General features: G+C 41.9%; 20 protein-coding genes, 2 tRNA genes and 2 rRNA genes (1 of these 24 cut by a window edge). 2 read left to right on the top strand and 22 right to left on the bottom strand.

The genetic code is table 11. The annotated features are described in order from the left end of the window. From SR187_RS01650 to truA, 15 genes are all read right to left on the bottom strand, one after another. Nucleotides 1-564, bottom strand: a 23S ribosomal RNA gene (locus SR187_RS01650); it reaches 2,339 nt to the left of the window's first position. Between the two features lie 294 nt (nt 565-858). Beyond that, nucleotides 859-931, bottom strand: a tRNA-Ala gene (locus SR187_RS01645). A 167-nt stretch (nt 932-1,098) separates the two neighbouring features. Further along, nucleotides 1,099-2,657, bottom strand: a 16S ribosomal RNA gene (locus SR187_RS01640). Together the 16S and 23S rRNA genes with 1 tRNA gene alongside form the textbook arrangement of a ribosomal RNA operon. Before the next feature lie 436 nt (nt 2,658-3,093). After that, nucleotides 3,094-3,282, bottom strand: coding sequence for a 50S ribosomal protein L28 (rpmB, locus tag SR187_RS01635; RefSeq protein WP_001140948.1), 189 nt, complete (start codon nt 3,280-3,282; stop codon nt 3,094-3,096). Nucleotides 3,283-3,765: 483 nt separating this feature from the next. Continuing rightward, nucleotides 3,766-4,647, bottom strand: coding sequence for a class II fructose-bisphosphate aldolase (locus SR187_RS01630; RefSeq protein ID WP_024531616.1), 882 nt, complete (start codon nt 4,645-4,647; stop codon nt 3,766-3,768). A 215-nt stretch (nt 4,648-4,862) separates the two neighbouring features. Continuing rightward, a tRNA-Leu gene (locus SR187_RS01625) sits at nt 4,863-4,948 on the bottom strand. A gap of 371 nt (nt 4,949-5,319) precedes the next feature. Next, complete coding sequence (locus tag SR187_RS01620) at nt 5,320-6,924, bottom strand: CTP synthase (protein ID WP_120171320.1); 1,605 nt, start codon at nt 6,922-6,924, stop codon at nt 5,320-5,322. 168 nt (nt 6,925-7,092) lie between these two features. Next, a complete protein-coding gene (gene rpoE / locus SR187_RS01615; RefSeq protein WP_120171319.1) occupies nt 7,093-7,674 on the bottom strand; it encodes a DNA-directed RNA polymerase subunit delta in 582 nt (193 codons plus the stop codon). Between the two features lie 161 nt (nt 7,675-7,835). Next, nucleotides 7,836-8,756, bottom strand: coding sequence for a metal ABC transporter solute-binding protein, Zn/Mn family (locus SR187_RS01610; RefSeq protein ID WP_120171318.1), 921 nt, complete (start codon nt 8,754-8,756; stop codon nt 7,836-7,838). Nucleotides 8,757-9,089: 333 nt separating this feature from the next. Beyond that, nucleotides 9,090-10,373, bottom strand: a complete 1,284-nt coding sequence (gene tig / locus SR187_RS01605) for a trigger factor (RefSeq protein WP_120171317.1) — start codon at nt 10,371-10,373, stop codon at nt 9,090-9,092. Nucleotides 10,374-10,558: 185 nt separating this feature from the next. Next, complete coding sequence (locus SR187_RS01600; RefSeq protein ID WP_024531621.1) at nt 10,559-11,176, bottom strand: DUF1349 domain-containing protein; 618 nt, start codon at nt 11,174-11,176, stop codon at nt 10,559-10,561. A 30-nt stretch (nt 11,177-11,206) separates the two neighbouring features. Continuing rightward, a complete protein-coding gene (locus SR187_RS01595) occupies nt 11,207-11,770 on the bottom strand; it encodes a TIGR01440 family protein (protein ID WP_120171316.1) in 564 nt (187 codons plus the stop codon). Beyond that, the gene (locus SR187_RS01590) at nt 11,751-12,236 is read right to left on the bottom strand and encodes an ECF transporter S component (RefSeq protein ID WP_120171315.1); all 486 of its coding nucleotides are present in this window, start codon (nt 12,234-12,236) and stop codon (nt 11,751-11,753) included. The genes SR187_RS01595 and SR187_RS01590 overlap by 20 nt, the downstream gene beginning before the upstream one ends. Beyond that, nucleotides 12,226-12,987, bottom strand: coding sequence for a bifunctional hydroxymethylpyrimidine kinase/phosphomethylpyrimidine kinase (locus SR187_RS01585; protein ID WP_120171314.1), 762 nt, complete (start codon nt 12,985-12,987; stop codon nt 12,226-12,228). Before SR187_RS01585 ends, SR187_RS01590 begins: the two co-directional genes overlap by 11 nt. Continuing rightward, a complete protein-coding gene (gene truA, locus SR187_RS01580; protein ID WP_120172448.1) occupies nt 12,977-13,726 on the bottom strand; it encodes a tRNA pseudouridine(38-40) synthase TruA in 750 nt (249 codons plus the stop codon). Before truA ends, SR187_RS01585 begins: the two co-directional genes overlap by 11 nt. A gap of 170 nt (nt 13,727-13,896) precedes the next feature. Between truA and SR187_RS01575 the strand changes: the two genes are divergently transcribed. Then, nucleotides 13,897-14,361 (top strand): Fur family transcriptional regulator, encoded by a 465-nt coding sequence (locus SR187_RS01575; protein ID WP_120171313.1) that lies wholly within the window; start codon nt 13,897-13,899, stop codon nt 14,359-14,361. Nucleotides 14,362-14,517: 156 nt separating this feature from the next. Further along, nucleotides 14,518-16,389 carry a heavy metal translocating P-type ATPase gene (locus SR187_RS01570; RefSeq protein ID WP_120171312.1) on the top strand — a complete coding sequence of 624 codons (1,872 nt, stop codon included), beginning with the start codon at nt 14,518-14,520 and terminating at the stop codon, nt 16,387-16,389. A 777-nt stretch (nt 16,390-17,166) separates the two neighbouring features. Here the strand turns inward: SR187_RS01570 and SR187_RS01565 are convergent. The 7 genes from SR187_RS01565 to SR187_RS01535 form a co-directional block, all read right to left on the bottom strand. After that, on the bottom strand, nt 17,167-17,838 hold the full coding sequence (locus SR187_RS01565) for an amino acid ABC transporter permease (protein ID WP_024531628.1): 672 nt from the start codon (nt 17,836-17,838) through the stop codon (nt 17,167-17,169). Nucleotides 17,839-17,936: 98 nt separating this feature from the next. Further along, on the bottom strand, nt 17,937-18,812 hold the full coding sequence (locus SR187_RS01560) for a transporter substrate-binding domain-containing protein (RefSeq protein ID WP_120171311.1): 876 nt from the start codon (nt 18,810-18,812) through the stop codon (nt 17,937-17,939). A gap of 122 nt (nt 18,813-18,934) precedes the next feature. Next, nucleotides 18,935-20,383 carry an amidase gene (locus tag SR187_RS01555; protein WP_120171310.1) on the bottom strand — a complete coding sequence of 483 codons (1,449 nt, stop codon included), beginning with the start codon at nt 20,381-20,383 and terminating at the stop codon, nt 18,935-18,937. Nucleotides 20,384-20,402: 19 nt separating this feature from the next. Then, nucleotides 20,403-21,428 (bottom strand): lipoate--protein ligase, encoded by a 1,026-nt coding sequence (locus SR187_RS01550; RefSeq protein WP_120171309.1) that lies wholly within the window; start codon nt 21,426-21,428, stop codon nt 20,403-20,405. Then, nucleotides 21,415-22,314, bottom strand: a complete 900-nt coding sequence (locus tag SR187_RS01545) for an SIR2 family NAD-dependent protein deacylase (protein ID WP_120171308.1) — start codon at nt 22,312-22,314, stop codon at nt 21,415-21,417. The genes SR187_RS01550 and SR187_RS01545 overlap by 14 nt, the downstream gene beginning before the upstream one ends. Then, nucleotides 22,292-23,113, bottom strand: a complete 822-nt coding sequence (locus tag SR187_RS01540) for a protein-ADP-ribose hydrolase (protein ID WP_120171307.1) — start codon at nt 23,111-23,113, stop codon at nt 22,292-22,294. Before SR187_RS01540 ends, SR187_RS01545 begins: the two co-directional genes overlap by 23 nt. Next, on the bottom strand, nt 23,106-23,438 hold the full coding sequence (locus SR187_RS01535; protein WP_120171306.1) for a glycine cleavage system protein H: 333 nt from the start codon (nt 23,436-23,438) through the stop codon (nt 23,106-23,108). Before SR187_RS01535 ends, SR187_RS01540 begins: the two co-directional genes overlap by 8 nt. Between the last annotated feature and the right edge of the window lie 2 nt (nt 23,439-23,440).

Raw genomic sequence — 23,440 nt, 5'->3', positions numbered from 1 at the left:
TTCTTGTAGGCACACGGTTTCAGGTTCTATTTCACTCCCCTTCCGGGGTACTTTTCACCTTTCCCTCACGGTACTGGTTCACTATCGGTCACTAGAGAGTATTTAGGGTTGGGAGATGGTCCTCCCGGATTCCGACGAGATTTCGCGTGTCTCGCCGTACTCAGGATACTGCTAGGTATATCATCGATTTCGACTACAGGGCTATTACCTCCTCTGGCTGACCTTCCCAAGTCATTCGTCTATCAATCATAAGTCCACATCGCAGTCCTACAACCCCAGAGAGTAAACTCTCTGGTTTGCCCTCCTGCCGGTTCGCTCGCCGCTACTAAGGCAATCGCTTTTGCTTTCTCTTCCTGCAGCTACTTAGATGTTTCAGTTCACTGCGTCTTCCCTCCTACATCCTTAACAGATGTGGATACTAGCCATCTAGCTAGTGGGTTCCCCCATTCGGATATCCATGGATCAATGCTTACTTACAGCTCCCCAAGGCATTTCGTCGTTTGTCACGTCCTTCTTCGGCTTCTAGTGCCAAGGCATCCACCGTGCGCCCTTATTAACTTAACCTTATTAACCTAGTTCTTTTAACTAGAATTCTCATTAATTCACAGCGTTTCGGTTTATTTTCTTGTTACTATTCATTTATTTCTTAAAATAAATGGAATTTGATATAGATATTCAATTTTCAATGGACAAAGATAGGATACAAAGACCATTCCCACAATGGGACATTTTTGTAGAAAAATAGGAAACTGACGAAGTGTGCCTTGCACACTAGGAAGTTTATCTCTTTTCCTAGAAAATGAGGTCGTGTTCAACTACTTGAACCTTTGTATTCTGTTTGGTAACTTTCGTTACCGATGGAGCCTAGCGGGATCGAACCGCTGACCTCCTGCGTGCAAAGCAGGCGCTCTCCCAGCTGAGCTAAGGCCCCACAGACCTCTCAAAATTGAAGAAGACTACGTACAGGATTCCGAGCAAGTGTATTCGAACTAAATTCCTAGTGAAAATGATAAATTCCCTTGAAGTCTACTGACTTCTACACGAATTTCCCATCTTCATACGGATTTCGTAACGTTCTCATTACTTGCTTATCCTTAGAAAGGAGGTGATCCAGCCGCACCTTCCGATACGGCTACCTTGTTACGACTTCACCCCAATCATCTATCCCACCTTAGGCGGCTGGCTCCTTAACGGTTACCTCACCGACTTCGGGTGTTACAAACTCTCGTGGTGTGACGGGCGGTGTGTACAAGGCCCGGGAACGTATTCACCGCGGCGTGCTGATCCGCGATTACTAGCGATTCCGACTTCATGTAGGCGAGTTGCAGCCTACAATCCGAACTGAGACTGGCTTTAAGAGATTAGCTTGCCGTCACCGACTTGCGACTCGTTGTACCAGCCATTGTAGCACGTGTGTAGCCCAGGTCATAAGGGGCATGATGATTTGACGTCATCCCCACCTTCCTCCGGTTTATTACCGGCAGTCTCGCTAGAGTGCCCAACTGAATGATGGCAACTAACAATAGGGGTTGCGCTCGTTGCGGGACTTAACCCAACATCTCACGACACGAGCTGACGACAACCATGCACCACCTGTCACCAGTGCTCCGAAGAGAAACCCTATCTCTAGGGCGGTCACTGGGATGTCAAGACCTGGTAAGGTTCTTCGCGTTGCTTCGAATTAAACCACATGCTCCACCGCTTGTGCGGGCCCCCGTCAATTCCTTTGAGTTTCAGCCTTGCGGCCGTACTCCCCAGGCGGAGTGCTTAATGCGTTAGCTGCGGCACTGAGTCCCGGAAAGGACCCAACACCTAGCACTCATCGTTTACGGCGTGGACTACCAGGGTATCTAATCCTGTTCGCTACCCACGCTTTCGAGCCTCAGCGTCAGTTACAGACCAGAGAGCCGCTTTCGCCACCGGTGTTCCTCCATATATCTACGCATTTCACCGCTACACATGGAATTCCACTCTCCCCTTCTGCACTCAAGTTCCGCAGTTTCCAAAGCGTACTATGGTTAAGCCACAGCCTTTTACTTCAGACTTACGAAACCGCCTGCGCTCGCTTTACGCCCAATAAATCCGGACAACGCTCGGGACCTACGTATTACCGCGGCTGCTGGCACGTAGTTAGCCGTCCCTTTCTGGTAAGATACCGTCACTGTGAGAACTTTCCACTCTCTCACACGTTCTTCTCTTACAACAGAGCTTTACGATCCGAAAACCTTCTTCACTCACGCGGCGTTGCTCGGTCAGGGTTCCCCCCATTGCCGAAGATTCCCTACTGCTGCCTCCCGTAGGAGTCTGGGCCGTGTCTCAGTCCCAGTGTGGCCGATCACCCTCTCAGGTCGGCTATGTATCGTTGCCTTGGTAGGCCTTTACCCCACCAACTAGCTAATACAACGCAGGTCCATCTGATAGTGAAGCAGTTGCTCCTTTTAAGCTCCAATGATGCCACTAAAGCTCTTATGCGGTATTAGCTATCGTTTCCAATAGTTATCCCCCGCTATCAGGCAGGTTACCTACGCGTTACTCACCCGTTCGCGACTCAACTTCTCAGATGTTTCCGAAGAAACGGATGAAAAGTTGCGTTCCACTTGCATGTATTAGGCACGCCGCCAGCGTTCGTCCTGAGCCAGGATCAAACTCTCATATAAAGTTTTTTTCTGGTCAGTCTTGACTGACTTATTGTTTTTGTTCATTGACGGACTTCTATCTTTAAAAGTCCACCCTGCACGTTTGGTTCGTCTTCTTCAATTTTCAAAGGTCTTATTACTTGTCCTCGCTTCTCACGAGACAACTATCTTAGTTTATCACGTCTACTTAACTTTGTCAATATCTTTTTTTACTTTTTTTTGCTTTTTTTCAATTTTGATATCTGACACTATGAATTACTCCTCGTGACAACTCATTCATTCTATCACCTTATTAAGCTCCTGTCAATACCTTTTTTTATCCTTTCCTTTAAAATTCTAACCTACGACTCGCTACTATCTTCAAAATGGAGGAAAGGATGTTAAAGAGATTGTAAGTAAAATTCTTTTTAGGGATACTATAAAAGTCGCTAGTTTAGACTAACGACTTCTACAATATTTATACACGTTCAACTTTGCCTGATTTAAGAGCACGAGCTGAAGCCCAAACTTTTTTAGGTTTACCATCAATCAAAACAGTAACTTTTTGAAGATTTGGTTTAACTGCGCGTTTAGTCTGGTTCATAGCGTGTGAGCGGTTGTTACCTGATACAGTCTTACGACCAGTAAAATAACATACTTTAGCCATTTATGTCTTCCTCCTCATTTGATCAAATATATCGGATGTGCTAGCACCACATACTATAACATTCTAACAGAATCTTTTGTTCTTGGCAAGGATTATTTTCATTTTTTTGTATTATAGATTATGGATATGGCACAACGAAGCGATTGTATTTTAAGGAGTTAAGAATCCTTTGATTACAAAACCACCAAAGTTCAAGTGTCTTTTGTTAGCTCACTTGGGAAAACTGTCTAGATAGCCCACACCTGTGTTACTCTTCTAATAAGTTCGTAATTGCTAATCATACTGAGTCGCTCTCTGGCAAGCATTCTTTTTGCTCTGCCAAATGTTGCACGTAAACATTGAAAAAGGAATCAATACTAATCTCTAAAATTATTTACAATTATTTTGGATCAAGCAATGATACTTTCCATTAGGACGTTTCCTATTTATTCTATTATTTAAATAGAGAAAAGTCCCTCATTTTGAAGGACTTTAATTGGTTTATTACGCTTTGTTCGCTGAACCGAATACATCAATACGCTCTTCAACAGAAGCTTGGATAGCTTTCACACCGTCTGCCAAGAATTTACGTGGATCGAAAAGTTTTTTCTTGTCGTACTCTGCTTCGTTTGCTTCATAAGCAGCTGCAAATTTACGTGTTGCATTTGCAAAAGCAATTTGGCACTCTGTATTAACGTTAACCTTAGCAACACCCAACTTGATAGCTTCTTGGATTTGCTCATCTGGAATACCTGAGCCACCGTGCAATACGATTGGGAAACCTGGAACTGCTTCAGTCAGTTTACGCAAGTGATCAAGATCTAGACCTTCCCAATTTGCTGGATATGGACCATGGATGTTACCAATACCAGCTGCCAAGAAGTCAATACCAGTCGCAACCATTGCTACTGCATCTTCAATTGGAGCCAACTCACCGCTACCTACGATACCGTCTTCTTCACCACCGATAGTACCTACTTCAGCTTCAACTGAGATTCCTTTAGCGTGTGCTAATTCAACAACTTCCTTAGCTTTTGCAAGGTTTTCTTCCACTGGAAGGTGCGAACCATCAAACATGATAGAAGTATAACCAACTTCAATACATTCAAGTGCATCTTCGTAGTGACCATGGTCAAGATGAATTGCAACAGGAACTGTGATATTCATTGATTCAATCAAATTTGCAATCAAGTTACGAGCTACTTTGTAACCACCCATATACTTAGCTGCACCCATAGAAGTTTGGATAAGCACTGGAGCTTGTTTTGCTTCTGCTGCACGCAAGATAGCTTGAGTCCACTCAAGGTTGTTTGTGTTAAATCCGCCAACTGCATAACCGTTGTCACGCGCCGCTTGGACAAATTTTTCTGCTGAAACTAATGGCATTTCGATAGCCTCCTAATATTTTTTGAGGTTACACCTCATACCTTTCTATTCTACCATTTTTATTTTGAAAATGCTAGCTGAAATCATCTAGTTTTGAGAAAATTTTCACATATCTTTTCATTAAAAGAAAAGCAATGATATTTTAACAAAGGTTAGGGATTATGATTAACTCTTTTCGTCACAACAAAAAAAGACTAGCCTGAGCTAGTCCACCATGCGGAGAGTGGGACTTGAACCCACACGACCTAAAGCGGTCACAGGATCCTTAGTCCTGCGCGTCTGCCAATTCCGCCATCCCCGCTTAACACAAGAAACAGTATATCACGGGAATATCCTCTTGTCAATACTTTTTTGAAAAATACTTAAAAAATCATTATTTTCAATTTTAGAGGGCTACTCTAAAATTAAAACTTAGTTATTCATTTTTAGTTCTATCAATGATAGCCTTTTAAAATATTTTCTTGATAAACATGAGCAACGAGACTTCAAAGCAGTAAGATATTCCATTGAAAATAGAGGTCTTTTCCCTCTTACTTACATTTACAGTAATTACAAAGAGGCAGGATTCTGTATATCGCTCCCAAAAGTTAGTTTTTCTGTCTACCATTTGGGGCAATTTAAGTGTATTCCCACCTCTTCTATTTTTTATATTGTTCTTATTTGAGTAGTAGCTTATTTTTCATTCTTGATGGCAGCTGTTACAAAGGCGGTGTAAAGACCTTCCGGACGGTTAGGGCGAGATTGGAGTTCTGGATGGTATTGACAAGCTACAAAAAATTTATTTTCTGGAATTTCTACAATTTCTACCAATCGGTTATCTGGCGATACTCCTGAAAAAACAAAACCAGCTTGCTCAAATTGTTGACGGAAATCATTATTAAACTCATAGCGGTGACGGTGGCGACGCTGCACTACTTCTTGATTATCGTAGGCAGCAGCAGCTTTTGAACCTTGTTTAAGCTTGCTTGGATATAAACCTACGCGCAAAGTTCCACCCAAATCTTCCACTCCAATTTGATCGCGCATAATGTCAATGATTGGGTACTTGGTATCTGGATCTAATTCAAAGCTATTGGCTCCTTCTAAGCCGAGAACATGACGAGCAAATTCTACGCAGGTAAGCTGCATACCAAGGCAAACTCCTAACATGGGAACATCATTTTCACGGGCATAGCGAATGGCTTGAATTTTCCCTTCTGTACCACGTTGTCCAAAACCACCAGGAACGATAATCCCTTGGGCTCGTCCAAGATGTTCCGCTACATTTTCAGCTGTCAAATCATTGGCATTAACCCAGTCTAGGTCAATGGCTGCATCATTGGCATAACCAGAATGCTTGAGAGCCTCAACAACTGATATATAGGCATCTTGCAATTCCACATACTTGCCAACCAGAGCGATTTTAACAGTCTTCTTAAGGGAAAGAACCCTATCCACCATAGCTGACCATTCCGTCATATCCGCAGGAGGCACATCTAATTTCAAGTGGTCACAAACGATTTGATCCATATTTTGCGCCTGCATATTGAGTGGAATTTGATAGAGATGTTCTACATCCAAGGACTCAATAACCGCTTCTGGAGCCACATCGCAAAATTGAGCCAATTTATTTTTGATATTCTGACTTGCTGGTTGCTCTGTGCGAATAACAAGCATATTGGGTTGAATGCCTAAACCTCGCAGCTCTTTTACAGAATGCTGAGTCGGTTTTGTCTTCATTTCACCTGCTACTTTGAGATATGGCAAAAGCGTAGTATGGATATACATAACATTATCTGAGCCTACATCCGCTTTCATCTGACGGAGAGCTTCAAGAAATGGCAAACTTTCTATATCACCAACTGTTCCACCCACTTCTGTAATAATAACATCTGCATCCGTTGTATAAGCGGCACGCTTGATTTTATCTTTCAAAGCATCTGTGATATGGGGAATAACCTGAACAGTCGCACCAAGGTACTCTCCCTTACGTTCTTTACGGAGAACTTCGCTATAAATTTTTCCTGTTGTAACATTGGAATATTTATTAAGGTTGATGTCAATAAAGCGTTCATAGTGTCCAAGATCCAGATCTGTTTCTGCACCATCATCTGTCACAAAAACTTCTCCGTGTTGGTAAGGACTCATCGTTCCTGGATCTATATTTATATAGGGATCAAATTTCTGAATGGTAACTTTTAAACCACGATTTTTCAATAAGCGCCCAAGGCTGGCTGCTACAATACCTTTTCCAATGGAAGAAACAACACCACCTGTTACAAAAATATATTTTGTCATGCAAACTCCTTTTCTATGATTCATGTTAACCGAAAGCAGGCTTGGGTTTACCCTCAGTACCATGAGGAAAAAACAAAAACAGCTCCCTAATCACTAGGGAGCTCCGACCTCAAAAAGAGGCGCCCGATAATATCTTATCGCAGTTTGATAATCTTGTCAAATCAAAATCTACTCGTCAGCCACTTCTTCATCCGAGTATTCATCATCGTCTTCTCCTAAATCAACGTCTTCATCTTCCAAATCAGCATCTGGAATAATCTCGTTAATTTCTGAGTCGTATGATTCGACTTCATCCTTCTCATCATCTGGAGATTCATCATCGTATTCTGATGATGAATCCCCAGAATAGTTGTCTTCATCCTCCGGATCATCGTTTCCGTAGTCAATTGCGTCTTCATCACCATCCATAAAAGCATTCACACGCTTTTTCTTACGTTTTGGTGCGTCTTCATCATCCTCTTCGAGTGTGATAACTTCCTCATCAATCTCATCGATGGCATACCACGAACGAAGTCCCCATTTATTCTCACCAAGAGGGATAAAGCTGCCATCTACATTTAAATCAGAATAGAAGATTGGGAGCGCTGCACGAATCTCACTATTTGACTTTTCAAGATAATTTTGTATTTCATTAACTAAGTCATTAAAATACATTTCATTGTCACGTCCACGCTCTTCCAAAATAGCACGAGCTACTTCAATCATGGAAAGTTCACTTTTTTCTTGTCCTGCAAATACATTAAGTTCCAAGGTTTTTCTCCTTTTTTGTCTTTCCTTCCTATTTTACGCTAAAATGGCTAAATAGTCAAAGATAAGATGAGCATTCTTACTAAAGCTCAAAGTAGAAAAAAGGAATTTCTAAGAACAAATCATTTTGGATATTGTCTTCATCTGAACTGACCTCTAATCCCTCACTTTAATTCTTGGGCTAAAGTTTCTAAGACTTTTTCTAGATTTTCCAAGTAAGATAGATTATTTTCTGGATCAGCTTCTAGAGGATCTAATATCTTCAAGCTAACCCCAGTTGAACTGGCTAAAGCTTTAGCCAATTTGTCTGACGAACCTTTTTCTGTAAAAATCGTTTTAACCTTATAGGTATCAACAAATTCTTTTATTTCTGCTAGCTTTCTCGGACTAGGTTCTTCCTCGGATACCCCAGCAATCCCCAACTGCTTAAGTCCAAATCGTTGAGCTGTATAAGAAAAAGCTGTATGTTGTGTTACAAAAGTCTTTGATTTGGCTTTAGCAAAAATAGGGCTATATTTATCAGCTAATTTTTGTGCAGCTTCCTTCAGTTTTTCGGCATTTTTTTTATAATACTCAGCATTAGTAGGGTCACTTTTGGCAAGTAGGTCTCCTATCTCAAGGGCTTCCTGTCCTGCTAAAATGGGGTCTAGCCAAGTATGAGGATCATATAACGTCGCTTCATCAATCCCCTGCCCTGCTTCCATATCCTCTAAACCTGGAACTTTAGCTAAAGGTAAATTTGTCGAAGCTTCCAGAACCTTGACAGATGAACCTTGCAGATTCGACCCTAGTCGTCCTGCCCATGACTCTAAAATTCTAGAATGATAGATGAATACATCTGCATCATGTATTGCTTTTATGTCAGCAGCAGAAGGTTCATAAGAATGAATTCCGCTCCGTGAGCCAATCATACGAACATCATTCTTATCACCAGATACTTCCTTAACCAACGAATAAATAGGATAAAACGAGGTGACAATCTTTAAGCCAGTTTGAGTTTGATTTGCTCCTTTTTGAACTGAGCATGATGCTAAAACCAAACCCAACAAGGTCAATAAGAATGGCTTTATAATTTTCTTTAACATATTTTCCTCCTCTTGTTAATCAGTTAACTATATCACAAGAAAGTTAACCAGTCAAGTTATTTCCGGAAAATGTACACTACACAAATGAAAAACACTTATAGATTATTTTATATATATCCATTTTGAAAAATGCGAGTTCCTCAAGAGTGTACTAACACTAATCAAAAATCCCAATAACTTTTTTATATAAAATTGTTGAAACGTCATTTTTTGAAGATAGAATTTCCTATCTTGGTCATATTCAAAATCGCATGCGCAAACATAGATAAAATGCTACGAGAATATTTTTCTCCAAAGAAAAAACTCGACCGCAGTCGAGCTTTTATCAGGCTATTATTTTACAGTTGCTGTGCTAGTGATTAGTTCTACTGCCTTCTTAACGACAATGTCATGTTTTAACATTTCTGGTGAAAGTAGGCTGCGAACTTGCGCAACATCCATCTTATAGGTTGTTGCCAACTCTTCAATTTCCTTGTTGATTTCTTCTTCAGTTGCTTCAAAGCCTTCGGCTTTAGCTACTGCCTCGACAACCAAGTTTGTTTTTGTACGCTTTTCAGCATCAACTTCGTGTTGTTTGTGGAGATCTTCGCGAGTTGTACCAGTAATTTGGAAGTACATATCTGGTGAAATACCCTGCTGTTGCATACCACCCAAGAACTCATTGATAGAACGATGAACTTCTTCGTGAATCATTTCTTCTGGCAAATCAACAATTTCAGCATTTTCTACTGCTAAATCAAGAGCCGCTGCTTCAACCGCATCGTCAAAGGCAACTTCTTTGCTAGCCTCTAATTCTTTGCGGTATTTTGCCTTCAATTCATCAAGTGTTTCTACTTCTTCGTCAATGTCTTTTGCTAATTCATCATCCAAGGCAGGAACTTCTTTTGCTTTTACTTCGTGGATTTTTGTTACAAAGAGGGCTGGTTTGCCTGCAAGATCAGTCGCTTGGTAATCTTCAGGGAAAGTAACTTCGACATTTACCTCTTCTCCAGCCGAGTGACCAACCAACTGGGCTTCAAAACCTGGGATGAATTGACCTGATCCAAGTCCAAGTGAGAAGTTTTCACCCTTGCCACCATCAAACTCAACACCATCAATTGATCCAACAAAATCAATAACAACTGTATCGCCTTCGGCTGCTGGGCCTTCTTTAATCACCAACTCAGCTAAGTTGTTACGCTCGCGTTCAATCTTAGCATCTACTTCTTCATCAGTTACCTCTTTAGTAGCTTCTACTGAAACTACCAAATTTTTGTAATCACCCAATTTCACTTCAGGTTTTGTAACAACTTCTGCAGTAATTGTCCAGTCTTGACCTTTCTCCATTGACACAACATCAATTTTTGGTTGTGCAACCACCTCAAGTCCTGCTTCAGCAACCGCTGCCTCATAAGCAGTTGGTAAAAGCGCATTAACAGCATCTTGGTAAAGAGCCTCTTCACCAAATTTTTGATTGAAAACGGCACGTGGTAAGTGACCTTTACGGAAACCTGGAAGATTGATATCTTTTTTTACTTTGTTGAAAACGCGATCCAATTCTGGTTTGATTACTTCTTGACTAATTGTAAACGTCAAAACACCGCGGTTTGTTTCTTTTGCTTCAAATGATACAGACATTCTGTCATTCTCCTTAAAATTTTATTGCATACTCTTCATTATAACACAAATGACAGGGATTTCAACGATTTTATAACCTGCTTTGGGTAATGCCATGTTTCTTTACCTAGCAACCGCCCTTGTATCCTTACTGCTTACAAACCAAACAAACCTACTGAAATATTTGTTTTGAAGATGGTTATCTCTCACAATTCATCATCAGGCTGTTGTCCATCATGAGGCTGCCATTGACAATCTGTCAGCTTCATATTTGAGAATGTAGCTGTAAAGCTAGAGTCTTCTGGTGAGCAGGCGTATAGTCCAAAGGAAATCTTTCCTCTTCCCTCATAAAAATGACATATACGCATTTGTCTAAAATGGATTCCATCCTCAGAATTTTCAAAGCAGTAGTCCGCCCCTCTGCGGCTGAGGCGGAACCACATGGACTTGACAGTTGCTGAAATCTCAGTGGTAGCCCAATCTGAATAGCCATGATTAGTCACCACACTACCTAGGTGCTGGAAGTCTTCATTTTCGTACTCAATAGAGCATTTTAGCCAATTTTCGGAGTCCTGATAAACCACGATTCCACATTGGTCAAAGCGGGTATGGCTAGCAGAAAAATCTGTCTTGACAGTAAATGAAAAATATTCCTCCTCCGTCTCCATCTGTAAAACCGGTGCATTGTCATTTACAAAATGGTAGTAAGTTTTTTGCCAAAGATCGGTGTACGGCTCTGTTGTTATGGAAATCTCTGTTTCTGTGATAGTAAATGTCTGGGGTGGACGTGTCCACTGTAAATCCTTTGTCAAGAAAGCTCTCATCATCTACTCCTTTTATCTATTATAGAATCTTTATTGCTTACGAATCCCATCTTCCTGATAGGCTGCACGCGCTCCACCAATGAGTTTTGGCCGACTAGCGAGGGCTGTGACATGAGCCTGCCCGATTTCTCGCAGGCTTGGCCGAATGGGAACTTGAACATGTTTGACATGCATGCCGATAGCTGTATCCCCAATATCGATACCTGCCTGAGCAGTGATAAATTCCACTTCGACAGGATCCTTCATATACTTGAAAGCCGCTAGTTGTCCAGATCCTCCTGCATGAAGGGTCGGTAGAACATTGACAATCTCCAAGTCTTTCTGGATGGCCAATTCTCGCTCGACCACCAAGGCACGATTGAGGTGTTCACAACCTTGAACAGCCAGATAAATTCCTTTGGGCTCTAGGATGCTTAGAGTCGTTTCCACGACTGCTTCGCCAACTTCTAGGTTAGAATTTTTCCCGATATATCCACCGATAACCTCACTTGATGACAAGCCGAGGATAAAAATCTGTCCCTTTTGAAGATTGCTGAGTCCTAATACTTCCTCGACAAGTTGCTTAGTTTGAGCTTTAATTTCCTTTAGTGACATGACGGATCACTCCTATTCTCTCTACCGCTTGAGCCAAGATGTAGCCAAGCACTAGACCGACTGTGTTTTGCAAGAAGTTAGCTGGAACGTCTTTGATTGCAGTGGCTACATTATACAGAAGACTTGAGGCTGCAAAATATCCCCCAACCATGGAAAGACTAGCTAAGAAGATACCAAGATAGCGTTGCTTGCCTGTCCACCCCGCAAAATAGCCTTGCGCTCCGTGAAAAAGCAAGCTGAAGAAGGCCCATTGAGGATAGCCTAACAAGAAATCAATCAATAGTCCTGATAAGCTGCCTACAATGACTCCTTCCTTCTTACCGAGATAGAAGGCTGTGAAGTAGATTCCTACATCTAAAAGTGAAGTGAAACCATTTGGTGTCGGCATATAAACATGTGCCAGAGCTAAACTTAGGGCTATCAAAAGAGATAGCAAGACCATTATCCTTATCTTTTTACTTCTCATACTGCACCACTCCATAGTCATCTGAAGTTTCGATAGCACGGAAAACAAAGTCCTTTGATAAACGAACTGCCTCAAGTGGGCTTCTTCCCAGCAGTAACTGACTTGCAATACTAGAGGCGAAAGTACAGCCTGCTCCGACATTGTTGCTAGAAAGAATCGGTGACTCCAATACGATAAAATCTTGACCATCATAATAAACATCAATCGCCTTCTCCTTACTCAAGCGATTGCCACCTTTGATTACGACATGTTTGGCACCCAAGTCATGTAAGATAAGAGCTGCCTGCTTCATCTCCTCCACTGTTTTGATGTCTCTATTAGTCAATAGCTGAGCTTCTGCCAAGTTTGGAGTGATAATGGTTACATAAGAGAAAAATTTCAAGAGCTCATCACGTAATTGGCTGACTTCTGTATCATGCGTTTCCTTACAAACCAAAACTGGATCCAACACCACAGGAATATCTTGATGCAACTTAATAACTTCCAAAGCCTGCTCTGCTATTTCTACATTAGGCAACAGACCAATTTTAATCGCTGAAAAAGGAACGTCCTTCAAGCTAGCAAGCTGCTGAGCAAAAACATGGGAATCAGTCGGGATGACCTCAAACCCCTTATCCGTCATAGCTGTCAGACAAGTCACTGCCACAAAACCATGCAACTGATGAACAGTATAAGTAGTCAAATCCGCGTAGAGACCACCACCACTGAAAATATCATTGCCTGAAAGAGCCAAAACATAATTAGTCTTCATAAATAATCTCCTTTAAATATAAACCATTGCCTGCTGCTGTTGGTCCTGCCAAGTCTCGATTTTTTTCTTCTAAAATCCGCTTGATTTGTCCAACTGGCATCCGACCATTGCCAATCTTGAGCAGGGTACCGACCATATTTCGGACCTGCTTGTAGAGAAAACCATTGCCCGAAAAAGTAAAAATCAAAAATTGCCGCTGCGGGTCATATTCAACGGTTGCTGTCGTAATCGTTCGCACCTTATTTTCTACAGAGGTTCCAGAAGCGGTAAAACCAGTGAAGTCATGTGTCCCTTCCAAGTCTTTGATGGCCTGCTCTATCAAAGACAGGTCTAGGTCATAGGGATAGAAGGTAGCATAATGTCTCATCATAGGGTTTTTAGGGCGTCCAATATCTACTAAAAACTCGTAAGTCTTGCTGTGTTTGGCATAACGACAATGAAAATCGTCCGCCACCTGCTCTACCTTAACCACATCAATATCCTCTGGAGTTTGGGTATCGAGGGCAAAGCGTAGCTTCTCAGCATCTCGACTGCCAAATAGGTCAAAGTGAATAACCTGACCGTAGGCATGGACGCCCGAATCCGTACGACCTGCTCCATGAACAATAACCTCCCGGCCGCTATTCAAGCGCTTGAGAGTTTTTTCAATCTCTTCTTGAACCGTACGGGCGTGGGGCTGGCGCTGAAAACCCGAAAACCCATAACCATCGTAGGAAATAATTGCTTTATATCTTGCCATGTTTTGATTGTAGCATAGGAAAAGGAGGGAAACAAGGCTAATAAAGCTATTCTGTACTAGCACAGATGCTGATTTACTCCTATATTGACACACCTTTTTAAATAAACTATAATGAAACCGAGTATTGTAACTGAGAATTATTATGAAAGAACAAATGAAAGGAGGGAGCTATGGAACTTCATTCCCACCTCAATGCTGAAAATCAGACCGCTTTTGAACATGTTATTCAGCATTTAAAAGAAAAAGGGGTTCGTATCACTGAAACTCGGAAAGCCGTCATAACCTATATCATCGAAAGTGATGACCACCCTAGCGCTGAAATGATTTACCAAAATTTATTGCCTGATTATCCAAATATGAGTCTTGCAACGGTTTATAACAATCTCAAGCTTCTTCTGGAAGAGGGGTTTGTGACAGAGATTAAACGAACCAATGATAACACGACCTATTACGACTTTATGGGCCACGAACATTTAAATGTTATCTGCGAGGTCTGTGGTAAAATCACTGATTTTATGGATGTTGAAATCCCTAGCCTAAAAAAAGAAGCCCACAACCAAACAGGGTATAAAATTACCAAAGAGGTTTTATCCATCTACGGTATCTGCCCTGATTGTCAGAACTTAAAAACTTAGCACCGAAGCGACTTGGACCGTCGCTTTTTTGTTTTTTCCTAAGAATTATCTGACTTTTGTTATTTATAATGATTATAATTAAACTTGACTTCTTTATTTAGAATTGCTATAATTAAATAAAAAAGATAATAATTATTCTAAATAAGGAGCAAAGCCATGAACCTTGTACTCACTTTAAAAAAGGGTAGGCCAATCTTAGCAACTGCTTTCTGCTTATTTTTTATTCTTACCGGCCTTCTTCTCATCCATACGGGTCAAAAAGCTGTCACAGCGCTACTATTCATAACAGCCTTTATCATCGGTGGCTACCAGTCTGCCAAGGAAGGACTTACCGATCTCGTCTTCAATAAGCATTTGTCTGTTGATGTACTGATGATTTTAGCAGCCGTTGGTTCTGGCATTATCGGTTATTGGTTGGAAGGGGCCTTACTCATCTTTATCTTCTCTCTTTCTTCTACCCTTGAAGAGTTAGCTATGGAAAAGAGTAAAAACGCTATCGCAACTCTTATGAAAATGACTCCACCAACCGCCCGTAAAATCGAGTTAAACGGGGATATAACGACTCTGGATACAACTGACATCCGTGTCGGTGATTTTTTACAGGTCCGCAAGGGAGACACTGTTCCCTTAGATGCTACTCTCATCAGTGGACAATCCATTTTTGATGAGTCTATGATTACGGGAGAACCTTTGCCGGCTGAAAAAGAAGCTGGGGATACTATTATTGGTGGTACTATTAACCAAGGTCCTACTGTTACTGTTCAAGTAACCGCTGAAAAAGGAGATGCTCTTTTTGACAAGATTATCCAGATGGTACAGCAAGCACAGGAGTCCAAATCAAAAACGACCACTTTCATTGAGAATATGGAAGATATCTATGTGAAGGTTGTCCTTATTGCTGTGCCTCTTTTCAATCTTTTTGTACATTTTGTTCTCGGCTGGGATTGGTTAACCTCTTTTTATCGTAGCATGATTCTTTTAACAATTGCCTCTCCATGTGCGCTCGTAGCCAGCTCTTCACCGGCGACACTTTCTGCTATTAGTCGAGCAGCTAGAAAGGGGATGATCATCAAAGGAGGGGACATTGCAGATCGTATCGCCAATTTGGATGCTATTGTATTTGATAAAACCGGTACATTGACCAAGGGGAAACCCGAGGTGGTAGGCGCTATGTATTTTGGCGATGAAGTAATCATTAAGGAAGTCGTTCAAGCTGTCGAAAAACAATCTAGTCATCCAATTGCTCAGGCTCTCTTGGCCTATACTGCTGCTAGCTCTGCCATTTCCCTAGAGGAATGTTATGATTTAACTGGAGAGGGGATGATAGCTCGCTATCAGGGACAAGAATGGAAAATTGGGAAATCAGATTTTGTGACAACCAGTCTCATGAGGGCTCTATCTACCGAGTTACAAAAGGATGTTCATACTGCCGAGGGCACTGGAAAAACCTTGGTTTATGTCAGTCAAAATGATGTACTTATGGCAATCTTTTTAGTGGAGGACAGCCTGAAACCTGAGAGTAAATTACTGATTAGCCAGCTTAAAAAAATGGGGATCACCCCAATTCTTTTGACTGGCGATCAAGAGAAAACAGCTCGCTATGTGGCAAACCAAATTGGTATTGAGCGAGTGATTGCCAACTGTTTGCCAACAGATAAGGCCACTGTTATTCAGGAGCTGCAAAAAGAGTTTTCTTATGTAGGGATGGTCGGTGACGGTGTCAATGATGCCCCCGCCTTGGCTCAGGCCAATATCAGCTATGCTATGGGAAGCGGAACAGCTATCGCCATGGAGTCTGCTGATATTGTCCTCATGGAAGATTTAACACGTATTCCTTACTCTGTCCGCTTATCCAAAAAAATGCGTACAATCATCAAGCAAAATATTATCTTTGCTCTTTCTGTCATCACTCTTCTTCTCATCTCTAATCTTTCTCAAGCGATCAACCTTCCTCTCGGCGTGATTGGCCACGAAGGTTCGACAATTCTTGTCATTTTAAACGGATTACGATTGCTGTACTTTAAATAAGTAAAAACAACGAGTGAGAACATTAGGAATCGGTAGACTTTTGCATTTATATTGATATATCGAAAAAGGAAGCGGAAACAGACCACCTAGATAGTTTCTTCCTCAATCGCAGAATAATAAAAAAATAGACATAAAGCCCTCACTAGGAGTAATCTTAGTGAGGGGATTATTTTGTTTATGGTCAAGAGGCAATATCCAGTACGATAAGCCCTGCCTCTATCTGATTATCTACGATACTAGATAATAAAATGAGGACCAGTAGCTGAATAAGCCTATCAAATTTTAAATAGATATGGTTCGCAAAATATGACTATTGCACTTACACATCAGCTAAAAAATAGCTCCTATCTCCTTAAATGTACAAGCTGTCTGAATTTTTAGCACAAAAAAGGCTACTAGCAATGAGCACGCAGCCTAAATAAATATCTTCTCCTTGATTGTATCATAGGGAAGAATGCTTGTTCTCTTTTTAGTTTTTGTATAAAAGAAAAGTTCGTTGACAAGCCTTCATTTTGGGTTATCAAACTAAATCCAGAACGTGTTACTCCCTTCACATAACTCCGAAGGTTTGGGAAACCTTTGGAGATGGAGCGGACAAGTTTTGCAACACTCGTATAAATCAGATTTGGAATGAGAAACGTCCATTGGTAAGATAGGTTCTGTAAACTCTATCTCCGACCCCTATTTGTTAAAACCAAGCGATCACTACACTGAGATGGTGACGCAAATTCTGAAGAATGAAGCTGGATTTTCCCAGCTTTTTTTCTGGATATTGACCTAGTAAGTAGACAAGCGTTTTTCCAGATGAACCTGCCCAACTGCGTAAAGAGTACAGATGACCCAATAAATGAAGGCAACACAGATATAAACTGTCATGTAGTCTGACTTGGCACCACCGACAATCTTAGCCTTATTGAAAATCTCTGGCACAGTAATCATGGCTGTCAGAGAAGTGCTTTTGACCATATCCAAAAGAACATTGCTGAGCGGGGGAAGAGCAATCCGAAAGGCCTGAGGAATGATAATTTTGCGGTAAACCACACTGGTCCGCAACCCCAAAGATTGCGCCGCCTCCCATTGTCCCTTATCAATCGCTGAAAGGGAGGCACGAATAATTTCAGAAATATAGGCGCTGGACATGGAAGTAAAAGCGATAATGGAAGCGGCAAACGCATCTAGTTGGAGACCCATAAATGGCAAACCAAAATAGATGAAAAAAAGTAAAACCATGAGCGGAATTCCCCGCATCAACGAGATATGGACCATAGCCAACCAGCGAAATGGTAAAAACTTGGACATCCGCATCAATGCTACAAAGAAACCGCAGAAAGTTCCCAGAGCAAAACCAATCAAAGACAGAGAAAGAGTGTGAGGTAAGCCTTCCAATATTTGGGGAATGGCTTCTCTTGCAATATCTATATTGAAAACTGCCTGCCAATTGATATTCATCATTCCTTCTTTCATTTCATATTCGCTAAAAACTGGCTGGAAGACAAAGGAGGTAGATTCCTAAGGTCTTAAAGTATGCTATTGGGTTTGAGAGCGGTCTATTTTACTTCAATAATTGGTAATTTATCTGCGTTCTCAACTGGAACTGTCAGGTCTTGACCTGCATAGTATTTCTCTGAAATGGCTTTTAAAGTTCCATCTGCCTTCATGGCTTCTAAAGCTTCATCAATTTTCTTTTTCAAGCTATCGTCTGTCTTGCTCATCACAATTCCCTGCTCGGTTGGGTTATACTTAGCCTCTCCCATTTTTACCTTAATATCAGGAAAATTGATTTTAGCCCATTTGACCGCCATCACTTGGGTGAAATAATCATTGGGAATAAAGTCTGTACGCCCCGTTGATACATCTCGCAAGTAAACGTCATTGGTAACATTGTCATAAATGACTGGTTCTGCTCCCTGCTTTTCAGCAATCTTCATGTACTGCGTGCCTGCACCACCACCAGCTTTTTTGCCGGTCCAGTCACTCAGATCCGGTGCTTGAAGACCTGACGAACCATCTTCACGAACAATATAGCCACCAACAGAATACTTGTAAGGGATAGAGAAATTGTATTTTTCTTTGCGAGTTGGTGTCATGTCAAAATTATTTACAGAAAGGTCAACCTTACCACTATCTACGGCGGTGAATGCTTCTGCTACACCAATCTCTTGGAAATCAATTTTCAGCTTCAAACGTTTGCCGATTTCATTCATCATATCAACTTCGTAGCCGACCAATTCTTTAGCATCATTGTGGTAAGAAGTTGGGAATAAGGTACCGGGTGTCGCCACCTTCAAAACACCTGCTTCCTCCACTTTTTTCCACTGATTTTGCCCAGTAGAAGAACTACCTGTGTTCGAGTTTGAACTAGAACATGCTGCCAAGGCCAAGGTAGAAACCAAAAACGCTGAGGCCAAAACTTTTTTCAACATCGTCATCTCCTTTAGAAGTCCGTTACTTCTATTTTTTCTTTTCTGGTGTTAACCCACCAACTTTTACAAGGTAACATTTTAAAAGCGTTTTGGCAAATAATTGAACCGGAAACTACAAGCTCTTACGAGGAAAATAGACCTGCTTGCTCTAACTGGCTAGCTAGCTGCAAGAGAAGATCTTCACGACTCTTGGCAGCGGTGAGTTGAACACCTATTGGCAGACCATCTGCTCGTACATAGGTCGGAAGTGAAATGGCTGGTTGTCCACAAATATTGGCTACCTGCGTAAAGGGAGTCAGAGCGAGACTGTCCTCAAACATCTCCCATATGAGTGCTTGCTGCTCTTCCATGGAATATTCTTGAGTGTGCCTGAGACGGTCACGCAGATCAACAGATAAAGTAAATTGTCCATGCTTAGGAGCTACGTCTGCTACTGTCGGCGTTAGAAACACATCATAGGTCTGATGAAAGGTTGACATAGCGACTCCATACTGATCCCAAGCTTTCAAGGCCTTCGAGTATAGCTTAGCCGGGATGGTCTGCCCACTTTGATAAATGGTCCAAGTCATAAGCTCCATATCATCCAAGGTCATCTTTCGTCCGAGAGTTCCTTCGATATCATCAAACATTTGGGCTGTTTCAACACTATTCATCAAATAATAAGACTTCATGACTTCAATCCCATCAAGAGGATAGGCAGCCAATTCTACCACTTCATGCCCCATATCCGACAAAATCTGACAGATGTCCACTACCGCTTGTTTGGCGTCTGAGCTAACCTGACTTCCGACTGGCGACTGCGTATAGTAGGCAATTCTTAGAGGACGCTGCAATTGACCAAATATCTCTTCCTCTCTCAATTTTGCTAGGGGAAAAGGAGCTTCGACTTGGTAATCTTGTAAATGATAGAGCAGTCTCTGGGTATCGCGAATAGACTTGGTTAAGGCAAAACTTACAGCAGCACCCTGCCAGCTTCGATAGGCTTTTGGTCCGACCGGAATCCGTCCCCTACTGGTTTTGAGTCCAATTAAGCCATTGAAAGAGGCAGGGATACGGATAGAGCCACCCCCATCTGATGCAGCTGCAATAGAAACCATGCCAGATGCGAGCGCTGCTGCTGCTCCGCCGCTTGATCCGCCAGCATTACGACTTTTATCTGCCGGAAGATTAACAGGTCCGTGAATTGTAGCATCCGAAATATTTTTAAAGCCAAATTCAGGAGTATTGGTCCGACCAAGGATGATGAATCCCAAGTTTTTCAGGCGCTGAACATAAGCATCGGTATGACCTGCTGGTTGCCCAGCAAACAATCTCGAACCCAAAGAAGATGGCTGTCCAGCTTCATTTTGCCCCAAATCTTTCAGTAAAAACGGCACCCCTGCAAAAGGCTTACCCAGATAATCTTCTTTTTCAGACTCCGCCAGAGCCTGTTCGTATTGCTTAGTGATGACTGCGTTTAACTGAGGATTGAGCTTTTCTATCTTATCAATGGTCTCAAGGACAAGTTCCTTAGCTGATACTTCTTTTTGGTTAACAGCCTGAGCAATGGCTGTTGCATCTTTCCATTCCATCTGGATCTCCCTTTCTATTTCATCCTTCGCTCAGAATAAGACCAACCAACTCTTCTGCACTAATCTTTCCAAAATAATGTTCCATATCCAGATCTGCCAGGGCTGCCAGAAGATCCTCTTCCAACAGACGAATACCAATTAACTTGGCTTCTACTTCATTGATATTGCCTTTGGCAAAGAAATCCCCATAGATACGACATTTAGCGATACGTCCTTTTTCTACTTCTAAGTGAATATCAACTGTTCCGCCAGTAAAACGCCCATCTCTACGGTAGCTATACTGTGGTGAATTACCATAATTCCACTCCCAATTCTTGTACTTATCCCTTACTAATTGATCTATAGCTGCCCAATCTTTTGCTGTCAGTTCATAACGTTTGGCTTGAACGATTGAATCGATACCCAATAGCTTACAGGTCATGAGATTTTTAAATTCCTCAGTAGTGACAGTTTGGTATTCTTTTGCCAGATAAGGACGGATGGTTCCTACCCGGCTTTTGACTGACTTGATTCCTTTGGATTCAATTTTTTTCTTGTTTGGGTTGAGAACCTTTGACATAGCTTCTTCATCCACATCCAACAGCAGGGAATAGCCACCGTAAATACGATTGTTACTGATCGTCATAGCTGCACCGGATACCTTCTTCCCTTCAATCACAAGGTCATTTCGTCCAGTCTGCTCCACCTGAACAGCCCCCAATTCGTGCAGAGCTTGGATAGCTGGTTGATAGGCTCGCTTAAAATCACCAAACAGTCCATTGTCTTGGATAAGATAGCAAACATTGACTGCACCCTGATCTACATAAACTGCTCCACCACCTGTATCTCTGCGAACCAGTAAGATATTCTTTTCTTTTAAATACGCCTCATTCACTTCAACCAAGGCATTTTGGAACTTGCCAATTTCAACTTTTGGATCACAATAATAAGGGAAGAGGATGTCATCATCCAAAAAAATATTCTGCTGGACGTAAACCTGCATAGCAAGAGCGACAGCCCCATCACGGACATATTGTCCATCACGAATCGGTTCAATAAGGTACACGTTTTTCTCCTTTAAAATAGATTGTATGAGTATCCTCAAGCAGCTGAGCAATATCTTGTGACAATGTCAAACTGCGTTCCCTTATAGGAAGAGGAAGGCGGTAATGTTTCTGATTGAGACTGACAAATAGAGACTGTGGATTTTGTTGCACCCTAGTTTGAAAGGGAAGTTTGATAAACTGAGGGGTGATGAAGCCGACACCAATTTCCAGATAAAGAATCTTACCTGTTTGATAATGATCTAAAAAGGCATCATAACGCGCTTTTTGAGCAAAAAAATCTGGTGATTCGACCATACCTTTTTCTGCGTTGCGCTTATTGATTTCAAACGGGGCATCGCAAAGGGGACATCTCGGAATCAACTCATAAGGAATCTTCATATCAGCCTGTTCTGCTATCATTCGACGAATAAGGGAGTCATCACGATAGGTTTGGTCGTGACAATGACGACTACACTGCCATAGTCCATATTCCCCTTGGATGTGAAAGACTTTGTCCATATCATAATTTGCTGCCTCAAAAGCATTGTCTGCATTGGTCGTTATAATGTGATAAGGTTTGTCTGCTAACAGTTCTTTTAAACGGACATAAGAGAGTCCGACTGGCTGATCCAGATAATTCAATGCCACAAAGCGACTCTGGAAGGCCCAGTACTCCTCTATACTTTCAAAATGAAACAAACTAGCTTGCAACATATCCAAAAAGCCATATTTTGCAATAAAATCTGGAAAAACATTCTCAAAGCGAGGGCCAATATAAGTGAAGCCATCTGCCGCCGACATCCCTGCACCAATTCCCACTACAACAGCATCTGCTTCTTCCAGCAAACTAGCCAACTGTTCTGCCTGACTCCGATTTCTCTGTTTAAGCGTCTGCCACATGGACATCTTCCTCTCTTTTCCCTAATAATTGCTTGTAATATAGCCTATCTTCTGATGAGAAGACTGAAAAAATTATATCTAGTCGATAGCCTGTATCTCTCAACCATTTTCGAGTAATTGAAACAGCCAGCTCAGCCGCCTGTTCCTTTGGATAGCCAAACTCTCCAGTTGCTAGAGCTGGAAAAGCGATGCTATGCAAGCCACGCGCCTTGGCCTCATCTAAACAGGAACGGTAACATTGTTCCAAAAGAGAGCGACGAATGGGTGATACAGGCTTGCCAGGAGCAATAAAGGGGCCGACTGTGTGGAAAATCCAGTCCGCTGGCAAATAAAAGGCGGGAGTCACCTTGACCCTTCCAACAGCCTCTGGACCACTATTTTGCTCCATCAGCTTGGCACAGTACTGACGTAACTCTATACCTGAAAAAGTATGGATTGCATTATCCAAACAAGCATGATTCGGAATAAAACACCCTAACAATCGACTATTGGCTGCATTGACAATAGCATCAACCTGCAAATGACACAAATCCCCTTCATAGAGAAACACCTGCTCCTCTCTCGTCGGTAAGCACTCTTCCAACCCTACTTGGTGTGCCTGCTTATAAGCAGTTAAGAACTGGGCTTCTGCTTCCATATAAGCCTTAGAGACAGGACCAGCCGGACGCTGATTCACCAGTCCTCTCCATGTCTGCATCAGTTCATTCAAGCTGATGTTTTTTAGTTGTTCATCCTGCTCCTCTCCCTTCTCGGTCTTTAATAAACCAATCATGAGAAGGAGTTGCTGCTGCTCTTCTCTAGGCATCTTCGAGCGCTAGAAAAGCTTCTTCTGAAACATCTGTCAGGCGAACCAACCAGTTCTCCTCAGGTTTTTCTGAATTGAGCAAGGTTGGCTGGTTGATGGCTGCAATATTGTACTCTACCACTCGACCAGCCAACGGTGTCAAAATCGCCATGACTGTTTTAGATGCTTCCAGATTTAAGATTTCATCATGAACTCCTAATACATCCTTGTCTGTGAAACTAACAAAACCAAGTGTTCCCACATCGTCTTGCAACTCAGCAGTCATGCGAATGGTATACACTTCATCTTCTTTTTCTACCCAAAGGTAGTTGGCAAATTTTTTCATAC

The organism is Streptococcus ruminantium (assembly GCF_003609975.1).
Lineage (GTDB): Bacteria > Bacillota > Bacilli > Lactobacillales > Streptococcaceae > Streptococcus > Streptococcus ruminantium.
The sequence above is the reverse complement of the archived record's forward strand: the minus strand, read 5'-3'. Positions and strand labels throughout refer to the sequence as shown.